23 protein-coding genes and 2 pseudogenes are annotated in these 16823 nt (G+C 38.8%); 3 read left to right on the forward strand and 22 right to left on the reverse strand.

The window, feature by feature from the left end:
- Positions 1–15: 15 nt before the first annotated feature.
- The 5 genes from DW930_RS05770 to DW930_RS05790 all read right to left on the reverse strand — a co-directional run bounded on the left by DW930_RS05770 (position 16) and on the right by DW930_RS05790 (position 3626).
- Positions 16–732: a histidine phosphatase family protein gene (locus DW930_RS05770; RefSeq protein ID WP_123159549.1), complete on the reverse strand. Its 717-nt coding sequence runs from the start codon at positions 730–732 to the stop codon at positions 16–18.
- A 133-nt stretch (positions 733–865) separates the two neighbouring features.
- Entirely contained in the window at positions 866–2203 is a 1338-nt protein-coding gene (locus tag DW930_RS05775) for a PFL family protein (protein ID WP_023027248.1), read from the reverse strand.
- 18 nt (positions 2204–2221) lie between these two features.
- Entirely contained in the window at positions 2222–2488 is a 267-nt protein-coding gene (locus tag DW930_RS05780; RefSeq protein ID WP_006595627.1) for an ACT domain-containing protein, read from the reverse strand.
- 205 nt (positions 2489–2693) lie between these two features.
- On the reverse strand, positions 2694–3401 hold the full coding sequence (locus tag DW930_RS05785; RefSeq protein WP_123159550.1) for a type II CAAX endopeptidase family protein: 708 nt from the start codon (positions 3399–3401) through the stop codon (positions 2694–2696).
- Positions 3402–3440: 39 nt separating this feature from the next.
- The gene (locus DW930_RS05790) at positions 3441–3626 is read right to left on the reverse strand and encodes a hypothetical protein (RefSeq protein ID WP_120701633.1); all 186 of its coding nucleotides are present in this window, start codon (positions 3624–3626) and stop codon (positions 3441–3443) included.
- A gap of 480 nt (positions 3627–4106) precedes the next feature.
- Between DW930_RS05790 and DW930_RS05795 the strand changes: the two genes are divergently transcribed.
- Positions 4107–4310, forward strand: a complete 204-nt coding sequence (locus tag DW930_RS05795; RefSeq protein ID WP_123159551.1) for a CsbD family protein — start codon at positions 4107–4109, stop codon at positions 4308–4310.
- A gap of 528 nt (positions 4311–4838) precedes the next feature.
- Here the strand turns inward: DW930_RS05795 and DW930_RS05805 are convergent.
- From DW930_RS05805 to DW930_RS10520, 13 genes and pseudogenes are all read right to left on the reverse strand, one after another.
- Positions 4839–5888 (reverse strand): DUF389 domain-containing protein, encoded by a 1050-nt coding sequence (locus tag DW930_RS05805; protein WP_000126416.1) that lies wholly within the window; start codon positions 5886–5888, stop codon positions 4839–4841.
- Positions 5885–6208 carry a potassium channel family protein gene (locus DW930_RS05810; protein WP_001253404.1) on the reverse strand — a complete coding sequence of 108 codons (324 nt, stop codon included), beginning with the start codon at positions 6206–6208 and terminating at the stop codon, positions 5885–5887. Before DW930_RS05810 ends, DW930_RS05805 begins: the two co-directional genes overlap by 4 nt.
- A gap of 13 nt (positions 6209–6221) precedes the next feature.
- Positions 6222–6563 carry a hypothetical protein gene (locus tag DW930_RS05815; RefSeq protein WP_000397556.1) on the reverse strand — a complete coding sequence of 114 codons (342 nt, stop codon included), beginning with the start codon at positions 6561–6563 and terminating at the stop codon, positions 6222–6224.
- Positions 6488–6790 (reverse strand): TMEM175 family protein, encoded by a 303-nt coding sequence (locus tag DW930_RS05820; RefSeq protein ID WP_004240734.1) that lies wholly within the window; start codon positions 6788–6790, stop codon positions 6488–6490. The genes DW930_RS05815 and DW930_RS05820 overlap by 76 nt, the downstream gene beginning before the upstream one ends.
- A gap of 569 nt (positions 6791–7359) precedes the next feature.
- The gene (locus DW930_RS05830) at positions 7360–7680 is read right to left on the reverse strand and encodes a hypothetical protein (RefSeq protein WP_002902313.1); all 321 of its coding nucleotides are present in this window, start codon (positions 7678–7680) and stop codon (positions 7360–7362) included.
- A gap of 33 nt (positions 7681–7713) precedes the next feature.
- Complete coding sequence (locus tag DW930_RS10645) at positions 7714–7848, reverse strand: hypothetical protein (RefSeq protein WP_023024363.1); 135 nt, start codon at positions 7846–7848, stop codon at positions 7714–7716.
- Positions 7849–7891: 43 nt separating this feature from the next.
- On the reverse strand, positions 7892–8230 hold the full coding sequence (gene cadX, locus DW930_RS05840; RefSeq protein WP_000711078.1) for a Cd(II)/Zn(II)-sensing metalloregulatory transcriptional regulator CadX: 339 nt from the start codon (positions 8228–8230) through the stop codon (positions 7892–7894).
- A gap of 11 nt (positions 8231–8241) precedes the next feature.
- Positions 8242–8856, reverse strand: a complete 615-nt coding sequence (locus DW930_RS05845; RefSeq protein WP_347736528.1) for a CadD family cadmium resistance transporter — start codon at positions 8854–8856, stop codon at positions 8242–8244.
- Positions 8857–9155: 299 nt separating this feature from the next.
- Complete coding sequence (locus DW930_RS05850) at positions 9156–11219, reverse strand: heavy metal translocating P-type ATPase (RefSeq protein ID WP_002893754.1); 2064 nt, start codon at positions 11217–11219, stop codon at positions 9156–9158.
- Between the two features lies 1 nt (position 11220).
- Complete coding sequence (locus DW930_RS05855) at positions 11221–11499, reverse strand: DUF6110 family protein (protein ID WP_002902306.1); 279 nt, start codon at positions 11497–11499, stop codon at positions 11221–11223.
- 180 nt (positions 11500–11679) lie between these two features.
- Positions 11680–12282, reverse strand: coding sequence for a transposase (locus DW930_RS05860; RefSeq protein ID WP_255260894.1), 603 nt, complete (start codon positions 12280–12282; stop codon positions 11680–11682).
- Between the two features lie 136 nt (positions 12283–12418).
- Positions 12419–12752: pseudogene (locus tag DW930_RS10590) on the reverse strand (diacylglycerol kinase family lipid kinase); the annotation flags it as partial.
- An 18-nt stretch (positions 12753–12770) separates the two neighbouring features.
- Positions 12771–12896: pseudogene (locus DW930_RS10520) on the reverse strand (IS982 family transposase); the annotation flags it as partial.
- A 353-nt stretch (positions 12897–13249) separates the two neighbouring features.
- Here DW930_RS10520 and DW930_RS05875 point away from each other — a divergent pair.
- Together DW930_RS05875 and DW930_RS05880 are read left to right on the forward strand one after the other, a co-directional pair.
- Positions 13250–13858 (forward strand): DUF1269 domain-containing protein, encoded by a 609-nt coding sequence (locus tag DW930_RS05875; protein WP_002893760.1) that lies wholly within the window; start codon positions 13250–13252, stop codon positions 13856–13858.
- Between the two features lie 244 nt (positions 13859–14102).
- The gene (locus tag DW930_RS05880; protein WP_002893762.1) at positions 14103–14324 is read left to right on the forward strand and encodes a tyrosine-type recombinase/integrase; all 222 of its coding nucleotides are present in this window, start codon (positions 14103–14105) and stop codon (positions 14322–14324) included.
- Positions 14325–14433: 109 nt separating this feature from the next.
- On the opposite strand, the gene rpsI is transcribed toward DW930_RS05880, so the two are convergent.
- The 4 genes from rpsI to DW930_RS05905 form a co-directional block, all read right to left on the reverse strand.
- Complete coding sequence (gene rpsI, locus DW930_RS05890) at positions 14434–14826, reverse strand: 30S ribosomal protein S9 (protein WP_000075969.1); 393 nt, start codon at positions 14824–14826, stop codon at positions 14434–14436.
- 18 nt (positions 14827–14844) lie between these two features.
- A complete protein-coding gene (rplM, locus tag DW930_RS05895; protein ID WP_002876943.1) occupies positions 14845–15291 on the reverse strand; it encodes a 50S ribosomal protein L13 in 447 nt (148 codons plus the stop codon).
- Positions 15292–15444: 153 nt separating this feature from the next.
- Complete coding sequence (locus DW930_RS05900) at positions 15445–16308, reverse strand: DegV family protein (RefSeq protein ID WP_023024369.1); 864 nt, start codon at positions 16306–16308, stop codon at positions 15445–15447.
- The gene (locus DW930_RS05905; protein WP_023024371.1) at positions 16305–16820 is read right to left on the reverse strand and encodes an NYN domain-containing protein; all 516 of its coding nucleotides are present in this window, start codon (positions 16818–16820) and stop codon (positions 16305–16307) included. Before DW930_RS05905 ends, DW930_RS05900 begins: the two co-directional genes overlap by 4 nt.
- Positions 16821–16823 lie beyond the last annotated feature (3 nt).

Below are 16823 nucleotides of genomic sequence, written 5' to 3' on the forward strand. Positions count from 1 at the left end.
CTTATATAAGATAACTTATTTTTTCACATCAATTTCTTCTGAGTGGGCCTCTAACCAGTTAGCACCTAGCTTGCGATAAGATTCATCTCCGATGGTCTTGATCGAGAAGTGTCCATTTTCATATTCTACCAGGGTAACACTGCCATTTTCAACCCTTGGATCTAGCACAATCTCTGGATTTAAAATACACACAAAGGAACCGATCGTCATGCTATGACTGACAACAAGAACATTTCCACCACCCTTAGCTTCAACTTCTTTAGCAATCTCTTCAAAACCATCTACAATCCGTTTTTTCAACACATCCCATGGTTCAGCCCAACCGGCTGTATCCACTTGGTAGATCCCATTCGCTAACTCTTCTAGTGTTAACTTCTTGTAGTCTTCTATATCCAGAACACGGGGAACGACTCCACGGAACAGCTCTCCTCCATAGGCACCATCAAAACTTCCAAAACACCATTCCCGGATCTTTTTGTTGAAAGTATAAGGAATCTGATCTGTGAGCCCAAGCTCGTCTAAAACAATTCCCATGGTTTGAATGGCACGACCTGAATCACTGGAAACAGCACGGACAAAGTCCAAACCAGATTCTCTCAACCCAACCCCCAATTCACGGATACCTTCTTCTCCTTGAGTAGTTAAAGGCGTATCCGACCAACCTTGGGCACGACCTATCGTATTAAACATGGTTTTTCCATGCCGAATAATAAATAATCTTGTTTTCGCCATGTGATCTCCTTTTACGTTCTTCTATTATATCATTTTTTATAAGGAAACTGGCAGCGATGACCTCTAGATTCACTTTCACTACCTTTGTCAACAGTAAAAGCCCTGAGCAAAAATTATGCTCCAGGGCCATTTTTTAATTTTTAAAACTATGAACTGGGGCTGGAATTTGACCGCCACGGGCAATAAAGTCAGCTGACGAAGCTTTGTTGACTTTCATCACTGGAGCAGAGCCAAGAAGTCCTCCAAGCTCTAACATATCGCCTTCTTCTCCATAAGGAATAATCCGAACCGCTGTGGTTTTTTGGTTGATCACTCCGATAGCCGCTTCATCGGCAATCATAGCTGCAATGGTCGTATCCGGAGTATCAGCTGGGATGGCAATCATATCCAGACCGACTGAACAGATGGCAGTCATGGCTTCCAATTTTTCCAGGTTGATATGACCCGATTGGACCGCTGCAATCATCCCCTCATCTTCTGAGACTGGAATGAAGGCACCTGACAAACCACCAACTTGGTTACAAGCCATGATGCCGCCTTTTTTTACTTGGTCATTGAGCAGAGCCAGCGCTGCGGTTGTCCCGTGGGTTCCTACTACTTCAAGCCCCATAGCTTCGAGGACACGGGCAACCGAATCCCCAACAGCTGGCGTTGGCGCGAGAGACAAGTCTACAATCCCAAACTCCACACCGAGACGTTCACTAGCCATTTGACCAACCAATTGCCCAACACGAGTAATCTTGAAAGCAGTCTTCTTAACGGTTTCAGCCAATACATCAAAGCTTGCACCGGGAACTTTTTCAATCGCCCGTTGGACAACACCAGGACCAGAAACCCCAACGTTGATGACAACATCCGCTTCACCGACACCGTGGAAAGCCCCTGCCATAAAAGGATTATCTTCTACTGCATTAGCAAAGACCACCAGTTTCCCTGGCCCCATCGGATCTGCTTGGGAAGCTTCTTTAATGATACGGCCCATGTCTCGGACAGCAGTCATATTGATCCCTGTCTTAGTGGAGCCAATGTTAACCGAAGAGCAGACAAAGTCCGTCTCTGCTAGAGCGCGAGGTATGGAGTTGATGAGGATTTCATCCCCCTTTTGGTAGCCTTTTTGAACCAGGGCTGAGAAGCCACCGATAAAGTTGACCCCAACTTCTTTAGCCGCACGATCCAGCGCCTTGGCAAAGGGCACATAGTCTGTCGCATTGGTTGCTGCTCCGATAATGGAAATCGGAGTGACCGAGACCCGCTTGTTCACAATCGGAATGCCGAGTTCTGCCGCAATCTCATCCCCAACAGCTACTAAGTCTTTGGCCTTTGTCACAATCTTCTGGTAGACTTTTTCCGCCGCCTTATCGATATCTGGATCAATACAATCTAGAAGGGAGATGCCCATGGTGATGGTCCGAACATCAAAGTTCTGCTCCTCAATCATGGCAATGGTTTCTGTTACCTGTTTAATGTCCATATTTCTACCACCTCACTCTTACAAATTGTGCATGGCATCAAAAATCGCAGCGCTCTGGATATTGATTTTTACATGAAGAGACTGACCGAATTCTTCTAATTCTGAACGAAGCTGTGTGAAATCTTTTTTCTCATCCGATGTCACGACCGCCATCATAGTGAAGTACTCATCCAATACGGTCTGTGAAATATCATCGATATTGAGTCCCAACTCTGCCACTTTAGTCGCAACACCTGCTACGATTCCTTTTTGGTCTTTTCCGACAACTGTAATAATTGCTTTCATTTCACTGCTCCATTCTATTTATTTGCTTCCATTGTAGCATATTCCCCTTAAAATCGCTTAAATGTTTTAGAAAAGGTTCGGTTTTACAAATAAAAATAAGACATCCAAGAGAATCTCTTGAATGTCTGTAAATCTTAATATCATGATCAATCAACGGATGGCTCAAGCGATGTTTCTTAAGGTAGCGGCTGAGGAAACACAGATGTTAAACAAGAAAATGCCAGTAGATATAATTAAAGATGAAAATCCAGATTGGTTTCCAAAATGTAAGAAAGTTGCTAAAGCCATGCAAGAAGATGGGCAACCGGATATCTTTGTGTTTCTTATAGACAGCTGCCAAGAAGAGTCCTGAACAGAAATAAAGAGAAAAGGTTATAGGGTCCCGATATTGATGGATCAAATGAAAGACCGCAAAGAGAAAGCCCGAAAGCAAAACATCTAAATGAAACTTACTTTCTTTAAAGAAGACATTCATCAGATAGCCTCTAAAAATAAATTCTTCGATCATAGGAGATGTAACGGTTGCCAGGACAAAAAACAGAGTAGCCGAAATGCCGAGGCCATTTAGATAAATAGAGGTTGGCAATTTGGTTTGACGAACAACAGGAACAAGCAAATCTTGAAAAGCTTGCAACACCCATCTTTCAAAAAAGAACCACAAAAACACCAAAGCAAAATACGCCAGATAGGACCACTTCCATTTCTGTTTGTTTGAACAGGTGGCTATCTTCTGTCTTTTAAACCAAAATAGAATGGTGATGAGTAGCAAAGAGTAGAGAATCAAATACATGAAATAAAGAAAACTTACATCACCATTGAAAACTCCGGTTAAGTAGATACCAAGGCCATCGATTCCAAAAACAAATAGATATAACAGGAGTAGTAAAGCGACTCCATGTCTAGCATATTTCATATCATCCTCCACCAACAAAAAATTTTTAGCCGATACTCATTAAATTGCGAAGAAACTTCGCATTTCAAGTGGTCCAATCAACTTACGGTAATATTCCCAGCCATTCGGACCACCTGAAACTGGGGGTGGCCCCATATATATAGTATTAAAAATCGCACCACCAGCTACTGTTGAAAGAATATCGCTATCTAAACCATCAAATTGTTCCAAAATCTTTGTATTCATTATGAATATCTCCTTATATTTATTAGATTAAAAAATATTGTCTAGTTGCAACTTTGACAATTTTAGTATAGCACACGAAAAAATCTTTAAATCAACAAACTCCTAAATTGTACCTTTTTGAACAGAATGTGGCATCTTCTTTTGTTTTTTACTCCACTTTGATAGGAGAAAACAGCATTTTAGATTTTCTAGCCTGATGATTCTACAATCTATTACCCCTTCATCATCTGGACGGTTTTGTTTTGAAATAGCTGAAGATTGATGTTTCTTCAATTAGAAAACAAGGTCGCGACTTATTCATTCCTCTTTTTCACGATATCGTAAGGACTCATTCCAACTTTCAGGTTAGCGTAGCGAAAATTTGACTTTCCATTCCAGAAGGCATATACTTATATTAATCTGAGATAAATAGTTTTAATTTATTAATTAAACTGTCTTGAATTCAGATTAAAAAACTATTTACTTAACGGAGGTGGCGCTATGTCATTAGAAGATAAATTAAACCAAGTTAAAGGTTCTGTTAAAGAAGGTCTCGGTAAAGTAACCGGCGACACAAAAACAGAAGCTGAAGGCGTTGCTGAAAAAGTTGCATCAAAAGCAAAAGAAGTTGTTGAAGATGCAAAAGAAGCTGTTGAAGGAGCTATCAACGGTGTGAAAAACATCCTTCACAAAGACGATAACTAATCGTTAACATTCTGGAACCACCCTATTTTCTACAGTCCTATTTGACTGGGGGAGATGGGGTGGTTTTTGTTTGCCATTCATTTGTAAACGATATATTAGAAATAGAAAAAACACCTTGCAAGATGCAAAGTGTTTTCGTTTGTATTCTGCTGTCCAGCAACGAATTAACGTTTAGAGAACTGGCTAGCTTTACGAGCTTTCTTAAGACCTGGTTTGGAAAGTATGAATTTCAGTTGGACTAAAAACAGCGTAATATCAAGACTTTTCTCCGCTTTTATAAAAGCGTTTTTCCAATCAAATTCAACTAATTTTATCTAAATGGTGTGGATTTTACCCCCAAAATTACAGAGAATGGAGCTGATAAACACTAAACGTTCACACCATTAGTTAAATGATTTTTTTCATCATTTTTCTTAGATGATAGAACTTCTAATTTATTTCTTATTCAAGCAAAAACAACCTGCTATAAGTAAGAAAGAGGAAGATACAAGAAAAACACGGCGTAAAAACCGATTCAGTTCATTGTCCTCAATCCTTGTCTGCTTCATTTTCTTTTACGAGATCGTTTTGTGAATCTTTTTCAGAGAGTTTTTGATCAATATACTTGTCAATGTTTTCATAAAATTCCTTGGTCGCTTCACTATCTAATGTTGGCGAGTTCTGAACTTGATTCACTTTCAATTGAACAGATTGAATACCGTAAGAGGCTTGTTTTTGGTGGAGTGTTTCTAATTCTTCTTCTGAAATCGGATCTCCAACAACCGTCAAGACCAATTCATTGTTACTTGACTTGTAGACTTGATTAATAACCGTATAATTGGCGAACTCTTTTCCTACAAACTGTTTGATCCCTTCTTTGCGCGCTTGTTCTATTGTCAGAGTAACTGCCGAATAGCTAGCTGGAAGAATCAACAATACAATCAAAGAAATCAAGCCAATTCTCATTTTAATGCTCAGCTCTTTAAATGAAGTTAAAGGAGATTTTCTCATCAAAATTCTTGTTCCAACAATGTTGGCTAGCATGATAAAGACACAGTTGATCAAGAAAAGATAGAGAGCCCCCAATAAAAATCGTACATTCCCATTAGCTAAACCATAGCCAGCAGTACAGATAGGCGGCATCAAAGCTGTAGCAATGGCTACTCCTGGCACGATATTGTTTGCTTCTTTTTTCCTTGAACCGATCACACCAGCAATCCCACCAGCAATAGCAATGAGAACATCCCAAATGGTTGGAGAGGTTCGTGCGATCAACTCGCTACTTGCATAAGACAAGGGAGAAATCCAGAAATACAGAGTCGAGACAAGCAAACTGACCAACACTTGAGTCAATAAAACCTCTAGAGATTGCTTGATTAAACGCGTATCAAAAATAGCTAAACCGAATCCCAGTCCAACAATCGGTGTCATGAGAGGTGAAATTAACATGGCTCCAATAATAACAGCTGTTGAATTCATATTTAGACCGATAGAGGCAATAAAAATTGCACACATCAAAATCGCTGTATCTCTCAATCGAACATGAAGGTCATCGTATAATTTCTCACGGTATTCCCGTGTTGAATAATTGGCAGTCATTTGTCCTCTCCTCTTTCCTTATTTAAATCGGTATAATAATTAATAATAACAGCTGATAAACAGCCAAAAAATATGAGCCCATAAATCGTCAAGAAGACACTGGTAATCCTTCCAATCAAGGTCACAGCTAGGAGATCCCCGTAGCCGACAGTCGTCGAAGTCACAAAAGCATACCAAAGACCGTCTCCGTAATTTGTGATAGCAGGTTCAACTAGGAAAAGCACGCCTCCTGACCCAAAAACAAAGGTCACAAAACTCAGAGCAAACCGAGTAAAACCCGTAACCTGTATAATATGCCATAACATTTTTAAACGTCTCATTTGTTCTCCTTATTCATACTAGCTCCTGACCGAGCCGTTTTTTCCAATAATCAAAGTGAAGATAGGACATGATCTCCATCAGAGAAAGATAGACAAACTGATAGATCTGATTTAAGCTGATTATCAACTGATATTGTTTGAAAAATGACTGGAAGAAAGACCAGATATGACTGTCTTGAATCAGTCCCTTCTTAACATCAGACAGGATATTAGCTAAAGCTCCCAAGGACTGAAACGGTAAATCCTTGACATTTATATAGATCCGGTCCACCACATCATTCAGACTGGTATCTTGGATGGCATGAAATTCTCCAAAGAGAACTCCTGCCGCTCCAAGAGTAGAAACAAATTCCACCAAATAATTTCTGAGGAAATTTTCTCAACCTTTTCCCATAATGTGTTTAGTGCCATCCATAACGATCCCAACCAGAAAAAGGAAAGAAAACAAGCAAAGAAATTTTGCCGTAAATCCCAAAAAGCTTCAAGACTTGGTGTTGTTGGTTTTTCTAACTCTAAAATCAAGATGGTCATAATAATTGCTAGAACAGCATCTGTCAATACAATTAATCTGTCTTTCTTCATCGGATTGCATCCCCTTTCTTTTTTGTAACATTCTATCTTATCGCATAATATTGGATATTCTTTCATAATCCGACTACAAACAAAAATAAACCAAAAAGTCTGTCCCTATTATGCTATATTTAACTCTAGAAGTATTCATCCATCTAATTAATAAATATATCATATTTCACAATAAATGAATACTATCAAAGATTCATCCCCTTTCACTTCATCATTTAGTGTTGCTTAGATTTATCAAAAACAACCAAATTTGTATTAATTTCAAGTATCACCTAGTTACAAAAATTTGGGGTGAACAGAAAAAGCATCCCGTATTTTTGATACGAAATGCTTTCAATAAGTTTAAATAAGTTTTAACGTTTACTAAATTGTGATGCTTTACGAGCTTTTTTCAAGCCTGGTTTGGAAAGTATGGGTTTCAGATGGACTAAAAATAGCGTAATATCAGGGCTTTTCAGAACGATATCTACTAATTGATTTCATAAAATTTGAATCAATATTTTTTAAACGGGGAAATAGTTTAGGTCTCTAAGCATTAAAATAATACACCTAACTTTGGTCACCGTTTTTTAGTTATTCACTCTTTTTTCGGATAGTGTTTTTAAAGTTATGATGTAAAATGCCGCAATTAAAACACTATACATCATAATCAGAGGATAGACAATTAAGGATAGAATCAATCCCACTCCTTTAATTATTAGGTCAGGTATCAATAACTTCCTATATTGTGCGGTAGCTTCAAGTAATTCTTTCTGATCTATATTGGGTTTATCAATTACTTTATGTAAAAAACAGTTTGCTACCGTTGAAACAATAACGATCAGTCCATAAAAGAGCTGTGCCGTATGATTCATGAAATGACTACTAACTATTCCAGTAGCATAGGGCATAAATGAAACAAAAAATAAAAGATACAAATTCTTTCAAATTTCTCCCTTTTCAATTTGCCTAACTTGACCTGCATTACCTAGGTCGCTTTGCTTTAAATTATACTTTTTTCTTAAACATTTAATACGAGTAGGTATTTCTTGTGAGTAATTTTCATCAAAAAATTTCATATATAATCTCCCTATAATCATGGAAAAGTAGTAAAAATAGTTGTTATCCTAGTTGATTAAAAAAATCTCTGATTTCCTCATCTTTTATAAAATAATATATAATTTTCCCCTCTCTTCTAGTGTCCAAGATGTTTTGATTGGCTAGTTTACGAAGATGGTGGGAGGCAGATGCCATACTGAGATTTAATAAACAGGCTATATCGCAGACACAGAGTTCTTCGACGGCAAGGAGATAAAAGATGATATTTATCTGTTTATTATCGGTAAATTTTGATAAAATGCGAAGTGATTTTTGGACTTTTTCCTTTTCAAGGTAGTTCGTTGCGGTTGTAACATTTTGTTGATTTATAACATCCACTTGACAGATACTATCTTTTTTCATAATTTTTTCTCCTAGCCTAACACAGCCCATAGCATGTCAAAGCTGTTGTTTTCAATCAGGATATACATCCCCAATCCTAAATAGACAACGGCAATAAACCATCTGCTATATTTTTCCAAAGTTTCTCCAACAGAAGGGACTTGTGCTAATTTTTGGGCAGAAAAAACCAAGAGATAAATCATGACTAGAAAACTAAGTAAAGTCACTATCAAATTCGCTAAATTTAAGGTGGTAAAATATGGGACAAAGACACCAATATTGTCAGCGCCACAACTTGCAAAAGTAATCATAGCGACTAGAAAAATCAGGTTTTTATTGTCTTTTCGCAAACCATCTTTTGCAATAGCTTCTCCATCAGAATCTCCTAAAAGCAAAACTTTGAGGCCTAGGAAAATTGGAATCAAACCGAGTAAACCTAAAATCTCTTTACTAGGAATATAATTTAAGACAAATGCAAAAAGCAAACTTAGGAATATTAGACTAACAGAGCCTAGAAATTGTCCTAAATAGATGTTAATGATGTCCTTTCTGCTTTTTCTTTTGGCAAAAAATAACATTAGGATAATAAGTAAGTCTACGGCTGTCCCAGAATACAGGATTATTGAAGTAACAATATTTTGAATCATAAAACACCTCATTCAAATATATTTTTGAATGTATTCTAACATTAACCTTTGTAGATGTCAACTTAAAATCCACCAATTAATAATTGCATGTCAATATTTGTATTGTGAAACTAGTTTCAGAAATATATAGTCTTAAAGTATGTCCACTGCCAATGGTTTTTTCAATATTTAAAAGGAGAGAACCAATTTGGTCCTCTCCAGGGTATAATTTTCCACCAACCCACTACAGTTGACAAAGAACCGTTATTCTCAAATGAGACAACTCCTTTTAGTTTTTATAACCTCAGCTTCTCGGTCTCTTACCTACTTTTAATAGAAAGACTACGAAGGACGATTCTTAAAGTAGTCAGATTGTGCAATATCGAAAGATTAGATGGGCTTAACCAATTTAACAACCCAAATCCAATTAAACTTCCATTTATTACAACTGTTTCTTGAATATTTCTTTGAATTAATTTCTGCAACGATTCAGATAAAGAATTCAATTCCTCGAAGAAATCTAAACGATTATCTAATAATAAAATATCACTCATCTGCTTAGAAATATCAGCACTTTCATTCATCACAACCCCAATATCTGCAAGCGTCAAGGCAGCAGAGTCGTTTAACCCGTCTCCAACCATCAAAATAGTTCGGCCAGCTTTCTGTAATTCCTGAACCAACTGAAACTTACCATCTGGTTTTAAATCAGTATAAACGTTGTCAAATGGCAGATCTTTAACCAACTCTTCTGTTCTAGCCAACGTATCACCAGTTGCCAGAATCAGTTTTTTCCCTTGGCGCTTTAGCTTTTTCAATGCAACTTTCGCCTCGCTTCTCAAGGGAGTGTGGATACAAAACATCCCAATTAATTCTTTCTTATAAGCCAAAAACAATAAATTGTAATGAGTCTTATATTGCTCAATCAAGGCCAGCTGCTCAGAACTAATTCTTACCTGTTCGTCTTGCATTAGTACATAATTTCCAATGACAACCGATTGACCATCAATTTGCGATTTAATCCCTTTGCTTGCAACATACTGAAGCTTGCCATGCATTTCTTCGTGTTCAATGCCTTCAATTTCAGCTTGTTTAACAATTGCATTGGCAATAGGATGATAGATATGTTCCTCCAAACATGCACTTATTCTTAAAATATCTTTCTCAGTATAATCTCCGAAAGGAAGAACCTTTTCAACCAAAGGATAACTCGTCGTGATGGTACCCGTTTTATCAAACAAGAAAGTATCCACTTCCAGATATTTTTCTAATACATCACCATCTTTAATAACCATTTCTCGATTTAGACCTTCCTTTATGGCCGTAAGGTAGGCTACAGGTGTGGATATTTTTAGAGCACATGAAAAATCCACCAATAAAAAGGAAATGGCTTTTGAAAACGAACCTGTTAACAGATAAGTCAAACCAGCACCTAAGAAGTTATATTTTACAACCTTGTCTGCCATCCTAATAAAATGACGTTGTTTTGTCTTCTTACTCTCTTCAGATTTTTTCATCAGATTGATGAGTTGCAAAATACGACTGTTTATCTGATTATCAGTCACACGAATTCTTAACTCTCCTGTTTCCAAAACAGTATTCGCACATACAGAATCTCCCTCTTTCTTTTCAACAGGGAAGCTCTCTCCAGTCAAGGAACTCTCATTGACCATGCCTAATCCTGAAACCACTTGGCCGTCAAACAAGATTTCATTACCTTGGGAGACAACTAATACATCACCTACTTGAACATCAGAACTCTTGATGCTGATGACCATGTCTCCCCGCACTAAGAAAACATCACTTTCTTTAGCAAGAAGGCTTTGTTCCAAATCTGTTGCTGTTTTTTTTAAAGACCACTGATCCAGATGATTACCCAAATCAAGCATAAACATGATGTTGCTAGCTGTCTTGGATTGGTTCATAAACAAGGACAACAAAATGGCCGAACAGTCCAAGACCTCCATGGTTAGTTCCTTGCGCGCTAAAGTTTGATAGGCTTCTTTGACATAACCCAAAGCCTGATAACAAGTCCAAATATAACGAATAGGGTAGGGTACAAAACTTCGAAACAGCAAACGCTTAATCGCTGCACCCGATACAATTGAATAAGCACTCTCTTCTCTACGAATGGGAAGAGTCATCAAGTCCGAAACTTTCCCCTTGTCAATTTTTTTTAAAAAGGCCTCTGCATTTTCTAATACAGAGAAGCCTTCTTTCATACGTAGAGTAAAGTGCTGCTGATCCATATAAAACTGAATAGAGTCGATCCCTTTTTCATCTTTAGCCAAGGAACGAAGATAATCTTGAATATCCAAGGTCAGTGAAAACGAGGACGATAATCGGATATGTTGATATCCTCTGTGTAGCACTTTAAAAGACATATTATTCACCTGTCAGGCTATCTAATTGTTCTTCTTTCTTTTCCTGTTCGTATAAATATTTAGCGTCTTGTAAAACATCATCACCGTGTTGTTTTACAACAGAAACAGATGCATCCAGTCCATCTTTCAATTTGTAAGCTTTAGCCAAGGCCTTAGAATAGCCTTTCTTAGCTTCTTTACTTGCTAAGACTTTCAAGCCAAGCGTCCCAAATGCTACCCCTCCTAAGAAGAGAGATGATTTTTTCGCAACTTTTACGACGTTTAATACTTCTTTTAACATGTTTATTTCCTCCTTGTAACTATTGTAGCGAAAAATGACAGCAAAAGCAATTGCTGATATCTGATATATAGATAAAATTCTCTATACTGATATTTAATTATATTATGATGAAAACAATATACTTTATTTTTTGATACTGTCAATAATTATGTGTAAACACTTAAGTAGAGTTACGGAGTGTTAATTAAATAAGCTTTCAAGTGTATCAGAACATTGACCAAACCCTTTATGGATTCGTTGACTTTGCTTGAAATTATAATCTTCAAACAACGTAACTAAGTAACGTTCCAGAGCCTCCTCATTAGGAAAAAGAACCTTCTTTTTCGTTTGATGTTTGATTTCTTTGTTAAGAGACTCAATGAGGTTTGTCGAATACATGCTGTGCCAAATCTGGTAGGGAAACTGATAAAAAGTTAAAAGATTATCCGTCTTCTCCAGACTTTCCATGACTTTCCTATACTTTGGTTTCCATTCGGCGAGAAAGTCCTCTAAAGCTTGTCCTGCCATTTCTAAATTTTCAGCACGATAAATCATTATAAATTGCCCCAGAATAACCGCTCTATCTGCTCGTTTCACTTTACTAGCTAGATTTCGACTAATATGAATTAAGCAACATTGTTGTTTAGCTAATGGGTGAGCCTGACTGATAATCTGCTCAAGCCCCTTAAAGCCATCTGTAACTACAAGAGAAATCTGTTGGATTCCTTGGTTTTGAAGCTTGTCTAACAGGGTGGACCAAGAAGCATTGTTTTCTTGAGGCAACTGTGCATAGCATATCTCTATGCGACTAAAGTCGCTAGAGCTATCCTAATTGCGCACCGCCAGTTCTCATAGAAAAAAACACCTTGCAAGATGCAAAGTGTTTTCGTTTGTATTCTGCTGTCCAGCAACGAATTAACGTTTAGAGAACTGGCTAGCTTTACGAGCCTTTTTCAAGCCTGTTTTCTAGTATTTTTATATCTATTGGCAGATTATCCGACTTATCCCCATCAACATCTGACTCTAACTCAACCTCTGAAGAAATCCTAATATTGCGTACTTTGATATATTCGATATTATTGTTACCTACTAGATCCCCTTTTTAATAAATCTGGGATAGCCGATAATTTAGAAATGATGGATGAATCCTTTAAAATCAAGATATTTCCATATTCATCTGTATTTTCATCAAATAGTTTTTTGTCTGCATAGTAATTGGATAGAAGAACTAAGACCTGAGTAGCTTCACCTTCATAATTGCCATTTTTGCTTTCAAAAGGTAATAATTGCTTGTTCATAGCTTGGCGAATCAGTTGCACCAGCCAAATTAATTGTCTTGACCGACGAATAAAGCGACTTCTTTCAAGGATTCGACCATAAGGAAACAGTTGGCAGATTCTATAAAAGTGTCGATGTGATTCGGCACGCTCATCAGACTCGCTACACAGAGCTGGTACATAATATCTGCTATAATTTTCTGGAAGATTTGGTCAAGCGGTCTTTTAGCCGTGTGACAGGCATACAGGAAAAACACTATTTATTTACTTTTTGCACGGGAGGCTTTAAGATGTTGCTGGACGCCTTTCTTGATAATCACTCAGAGTCGCCAGAGTGTCTGGGCTGGGATATGGCAAAGATATACCGCTGCCTGAAACTGTTCTTTGACGCTGATAAACGCGACATATCAATTAAAATGTCGCACTAAAATGATTGAAAAGTGATTGAAACTGTATTATAATGAACGTATATATTTAGAAAAGAGGTACTAACTATGGAAAACCTAGTAGTTTCAGTCTTTAACACTGAAAGCGAAGCTTATCAGTCCTTTGCGGATTTGAAGGCTTTCCGCCAAACTCAGACGACCAAGGTTGCTCAAATCGCCTTGGTCAAAAATGAAAACGGTCACATCGTTGAAAAAGAACGCTATGACTTTGAAGATTCAACGACGGATGCAACCCTAGAAGGTGGCTTGCTCGGTGCAGTTATCGGGCTTTTGGGTGGTCCTATCGGCGTCTTGTTTGGTTATGGTATTGGCAGCCTCTATGGTTTGGCTGCTGGTGATACCGTTGATACGGCAGAAGCTGGCTTGATTGACGTTGTGTCTCAAAAATTGATCGACGGCGAAACAGCCGTTGTCGCCTTGGTGCAAGAAAACAACGAAGCAGTCATCGATGCTTACTTCACCAAGTACGACACCCAAATCGTGCGTTGGGATGTAGCAACCGTCGTAGCCGAAATCGAAGCAGCTCTGCAAGTCCAAGAAGACCTCTACAACCAGGCACGTGCACAAATGAAGGCTGAACGTAAAGCCGAACGCAAGGCTAAACTTGAAGAATTCAAGGCAAATGTCAAAGCAAAATTTGACAAATTGAAAGCCTAACGTCTAAGCGTCTCATAAATTTAAATGTGACTGAGACGCCATTTAAAATTTATGTGCGTCGGATTCTCACAGTTAAATAATTGCGTTGACAAAGCCGTTACAGCCGTTCTTCCATTCTTTGAAAAGAATGTTTAATAGACAAGAAATCTGGACTAGTATTGGTCTGGATTTTTTTGTGAATATAGAGGTCATAGCTTTTTGACTATGCTTCGTTATAATTAGAAAAATTTTAAGTTTTATCAAGATGAAATCAGTCAGACGAAGACATCCCGAATTAGCACCAGCATCACCACACAAACTAAGACATACTGGTGCTACTCTTGCTAAACAAGCAGGTGTTTCTCTTGAAGCCTTCTCAGAAGCTCTTACTCATAGTGATAAAGAGATTACAAAAACTTACGTTAATATCAAAGATAAAGTCAATCAGACTGTAGGTGATATTGCTTTTCGTAGTTTAAAAAATTGATGGGGTGAATATGGGGTGAATTTTGGGGTGAACTTTGATTTTTTGAAACAAAAAAGACATCCAAGAAATAATTCTTGAATGTCTGTAAACGTTGATATAATCGTATTGATTAACGTTTTGAGAATTGTGATGCTTTACGAGCTTTCTTAAGACCTGGTTTCTTACGCTCAACTTTACGTGAGTCACGTGTAAGAAGTCCTGCGCGTTTCAATGAATCGCGGAAGTCTGGGTCTACTTGAAGAAGGGCACGAGCGATACCGTGACGGATAGCTCCTGCTTGACCAGCGTATCCACCACCTACAACGTTAACGAAAACGTCGTATGAACCTACAGTTGAAGTAACTGCGAATGGTTGGTTAATGACCAAACGAAGGTCAGCGTGTGGGATGTACTCTTCAACATCTTTTTTGTTAACAGTGATTTTACCAGTTCCTGGAACAAGGCGAACGCGTGCAACAGCGTTTTTACGACGTCCAGTACCTGCATATTGTGCTTGTGACATACTTTATTGTTCCTTTCCTTAGATAAGTCCTGAAATATCAAGAACTTCTGGTTGTTGTGCAGCGTGAGTGTGCTCAGCTCCAACGAATACTTTCAATTTCATACCTTGAGCGCGACCAAGAGTATTGTGTGGAAGCATACCTTTAACTGATTTCTCAATCAAACGAACTGCATTTTTAGAACGAAGTTCACCAGCAGAGATTGATTTCAATCCACCTGGGTGGTTTGAGTGAGTGTAGTAGATCTTATCAGTTGCTTTTTTACCAGTCAATTTAACTTTTTCAGCATTGATAACGATTACGAAGTCACCTGTATCAGTGTGTGGTGTGAATGTTGGTTTGTTTTTTCCGCGAAGCACGCTAGCAACAACTGCTGAAAGGCGTCCAAGAGGTACATCAGTTGCGTCAACAACGTACCATTTGCGTTCTACTTGGCCTGGTTTAGCCATGAATGTAGTTTTGTTCATGATTTCTCCTATTATGAATATCGTTTTTGTTTACAGGGCGGATGTTCCGGTCCGCGAGTTATTTGAAAGGTTCCGGGGCCTTACAAATGGGGTAAACAATACCGCCTACTATTGTATCAAATTTTTCAAATAAAAGTCAACCGATTTGAAAAATTATTTGCGATTTTCTTTTCCTATGACAAAGCCGATGAGAGAATTAGGACCGACGTGGGCTGCAATGACTGGACCTAAAGGCATAATCAAAACTTGAGAGATGGCCGGATTCTCCAACAATTGAGCCTTGAGCTCTTCCGCTCCAGCAAGATCGTCCGTGTAAGAAACCAAAGCTGTGCTGTGGCCGATATCATCCTGGATGAGTGAAAGCATTTCTCGCATGGCTTTTTTACGCCCCCGAACTTTGGCTATAGGGGCTAACTTGCCTTCTGCATCAATCCAAAGAAGGGGTTTGATGTTGACCAAACTTCCCACGATGGCTGAACTCTTAGAGAGACGTCCTCCGCGCATCAGATGGTAGAGATCATCCACCAAGAAATAGGTCCGTAACTTAGGGGCAACTTCCATCAGCTCTTCCTTAACTTGATCCAAACTCTTTCCTGCATCACGCGCCTCAACTGCTAGCATAGACAAGTAGCCCTCTCCAATCCCTGCAGCTTTTGGATCGATGATTTCAATCACAGCTTCTGGGTAGTCTTCAAGGATTAAGTCTCTTGCCATGACCGCACTCTGGTAGGTCCCTGACAAGACTGAAGAGAAGGCGATATAAAGGAGGTCTTCCTTGCGCTGAGCATAACCCTTGAAAATCTCTTGGAATTGCCCAACATTGACCTGGCTGGTCGTTGGTTTAGCACCCTTTTGCATTTCTGCTAATAATTGGGGGCTAGTAAGTTTGTCTGGACCTACTGTCTCATAATGAGTCCCATCGACTTGGATCGACAAACCGACGATTTCTACATCATGCTCCTGTGCCCATCTTTCATCTAAATCTGCAGTTGAATCTGTTAAAATTTTAAAGGTCATTTACTTGCTCCCATCTCTTTTTGTAGTTGACGTAGGCCCTCTTGGTCAAAAGGCCGTATCGGTGGTTTTTGATCGTTGACGGCTCCTCGCGCCTGGTTCAAATCAGCTTTGACAACGGCGACTCTCTTCTCCAGCTCACGCGCCGAAACACGGAGCGCTCCTTGAGCAAAGACCGTCCATTGCTCATTCAAGTCACTCGTCGCGACTGATACTTGGTGAAGGGGGGTATTGAGCTCTGCTGCCAAGCGTTCAATGTAGTCATCGGCGGTTTCATCCTCCGCTGTGAAGACCACTTGGACTTGAAATTCCTCATAGGTCTGACGAATCCCTGGCATATATTGGGCATCAAACACACAAATCACGCGAATGCCTTCAAAGCTGGCATAGTGACTAAGCTTTTCTAGGAGGATCGTTCGTGCGGCATCTAGCTCACTCTTCTTAAAGAGCTGACGGGTTTCCTGCCAGAAGGCAATCATATTGTAGCCGTCCACTAACAAAATCTTTTCCTTCATCGA

This window comes from Streptococcus sp. AM43-2AT (genome assembly GCF_003603405.1).
Lineage (GTDB): Bacteria > Bacillota > Bacilli > Lactobacillales > Streptococcaceae > Streptococcus > Streptococcus ilei.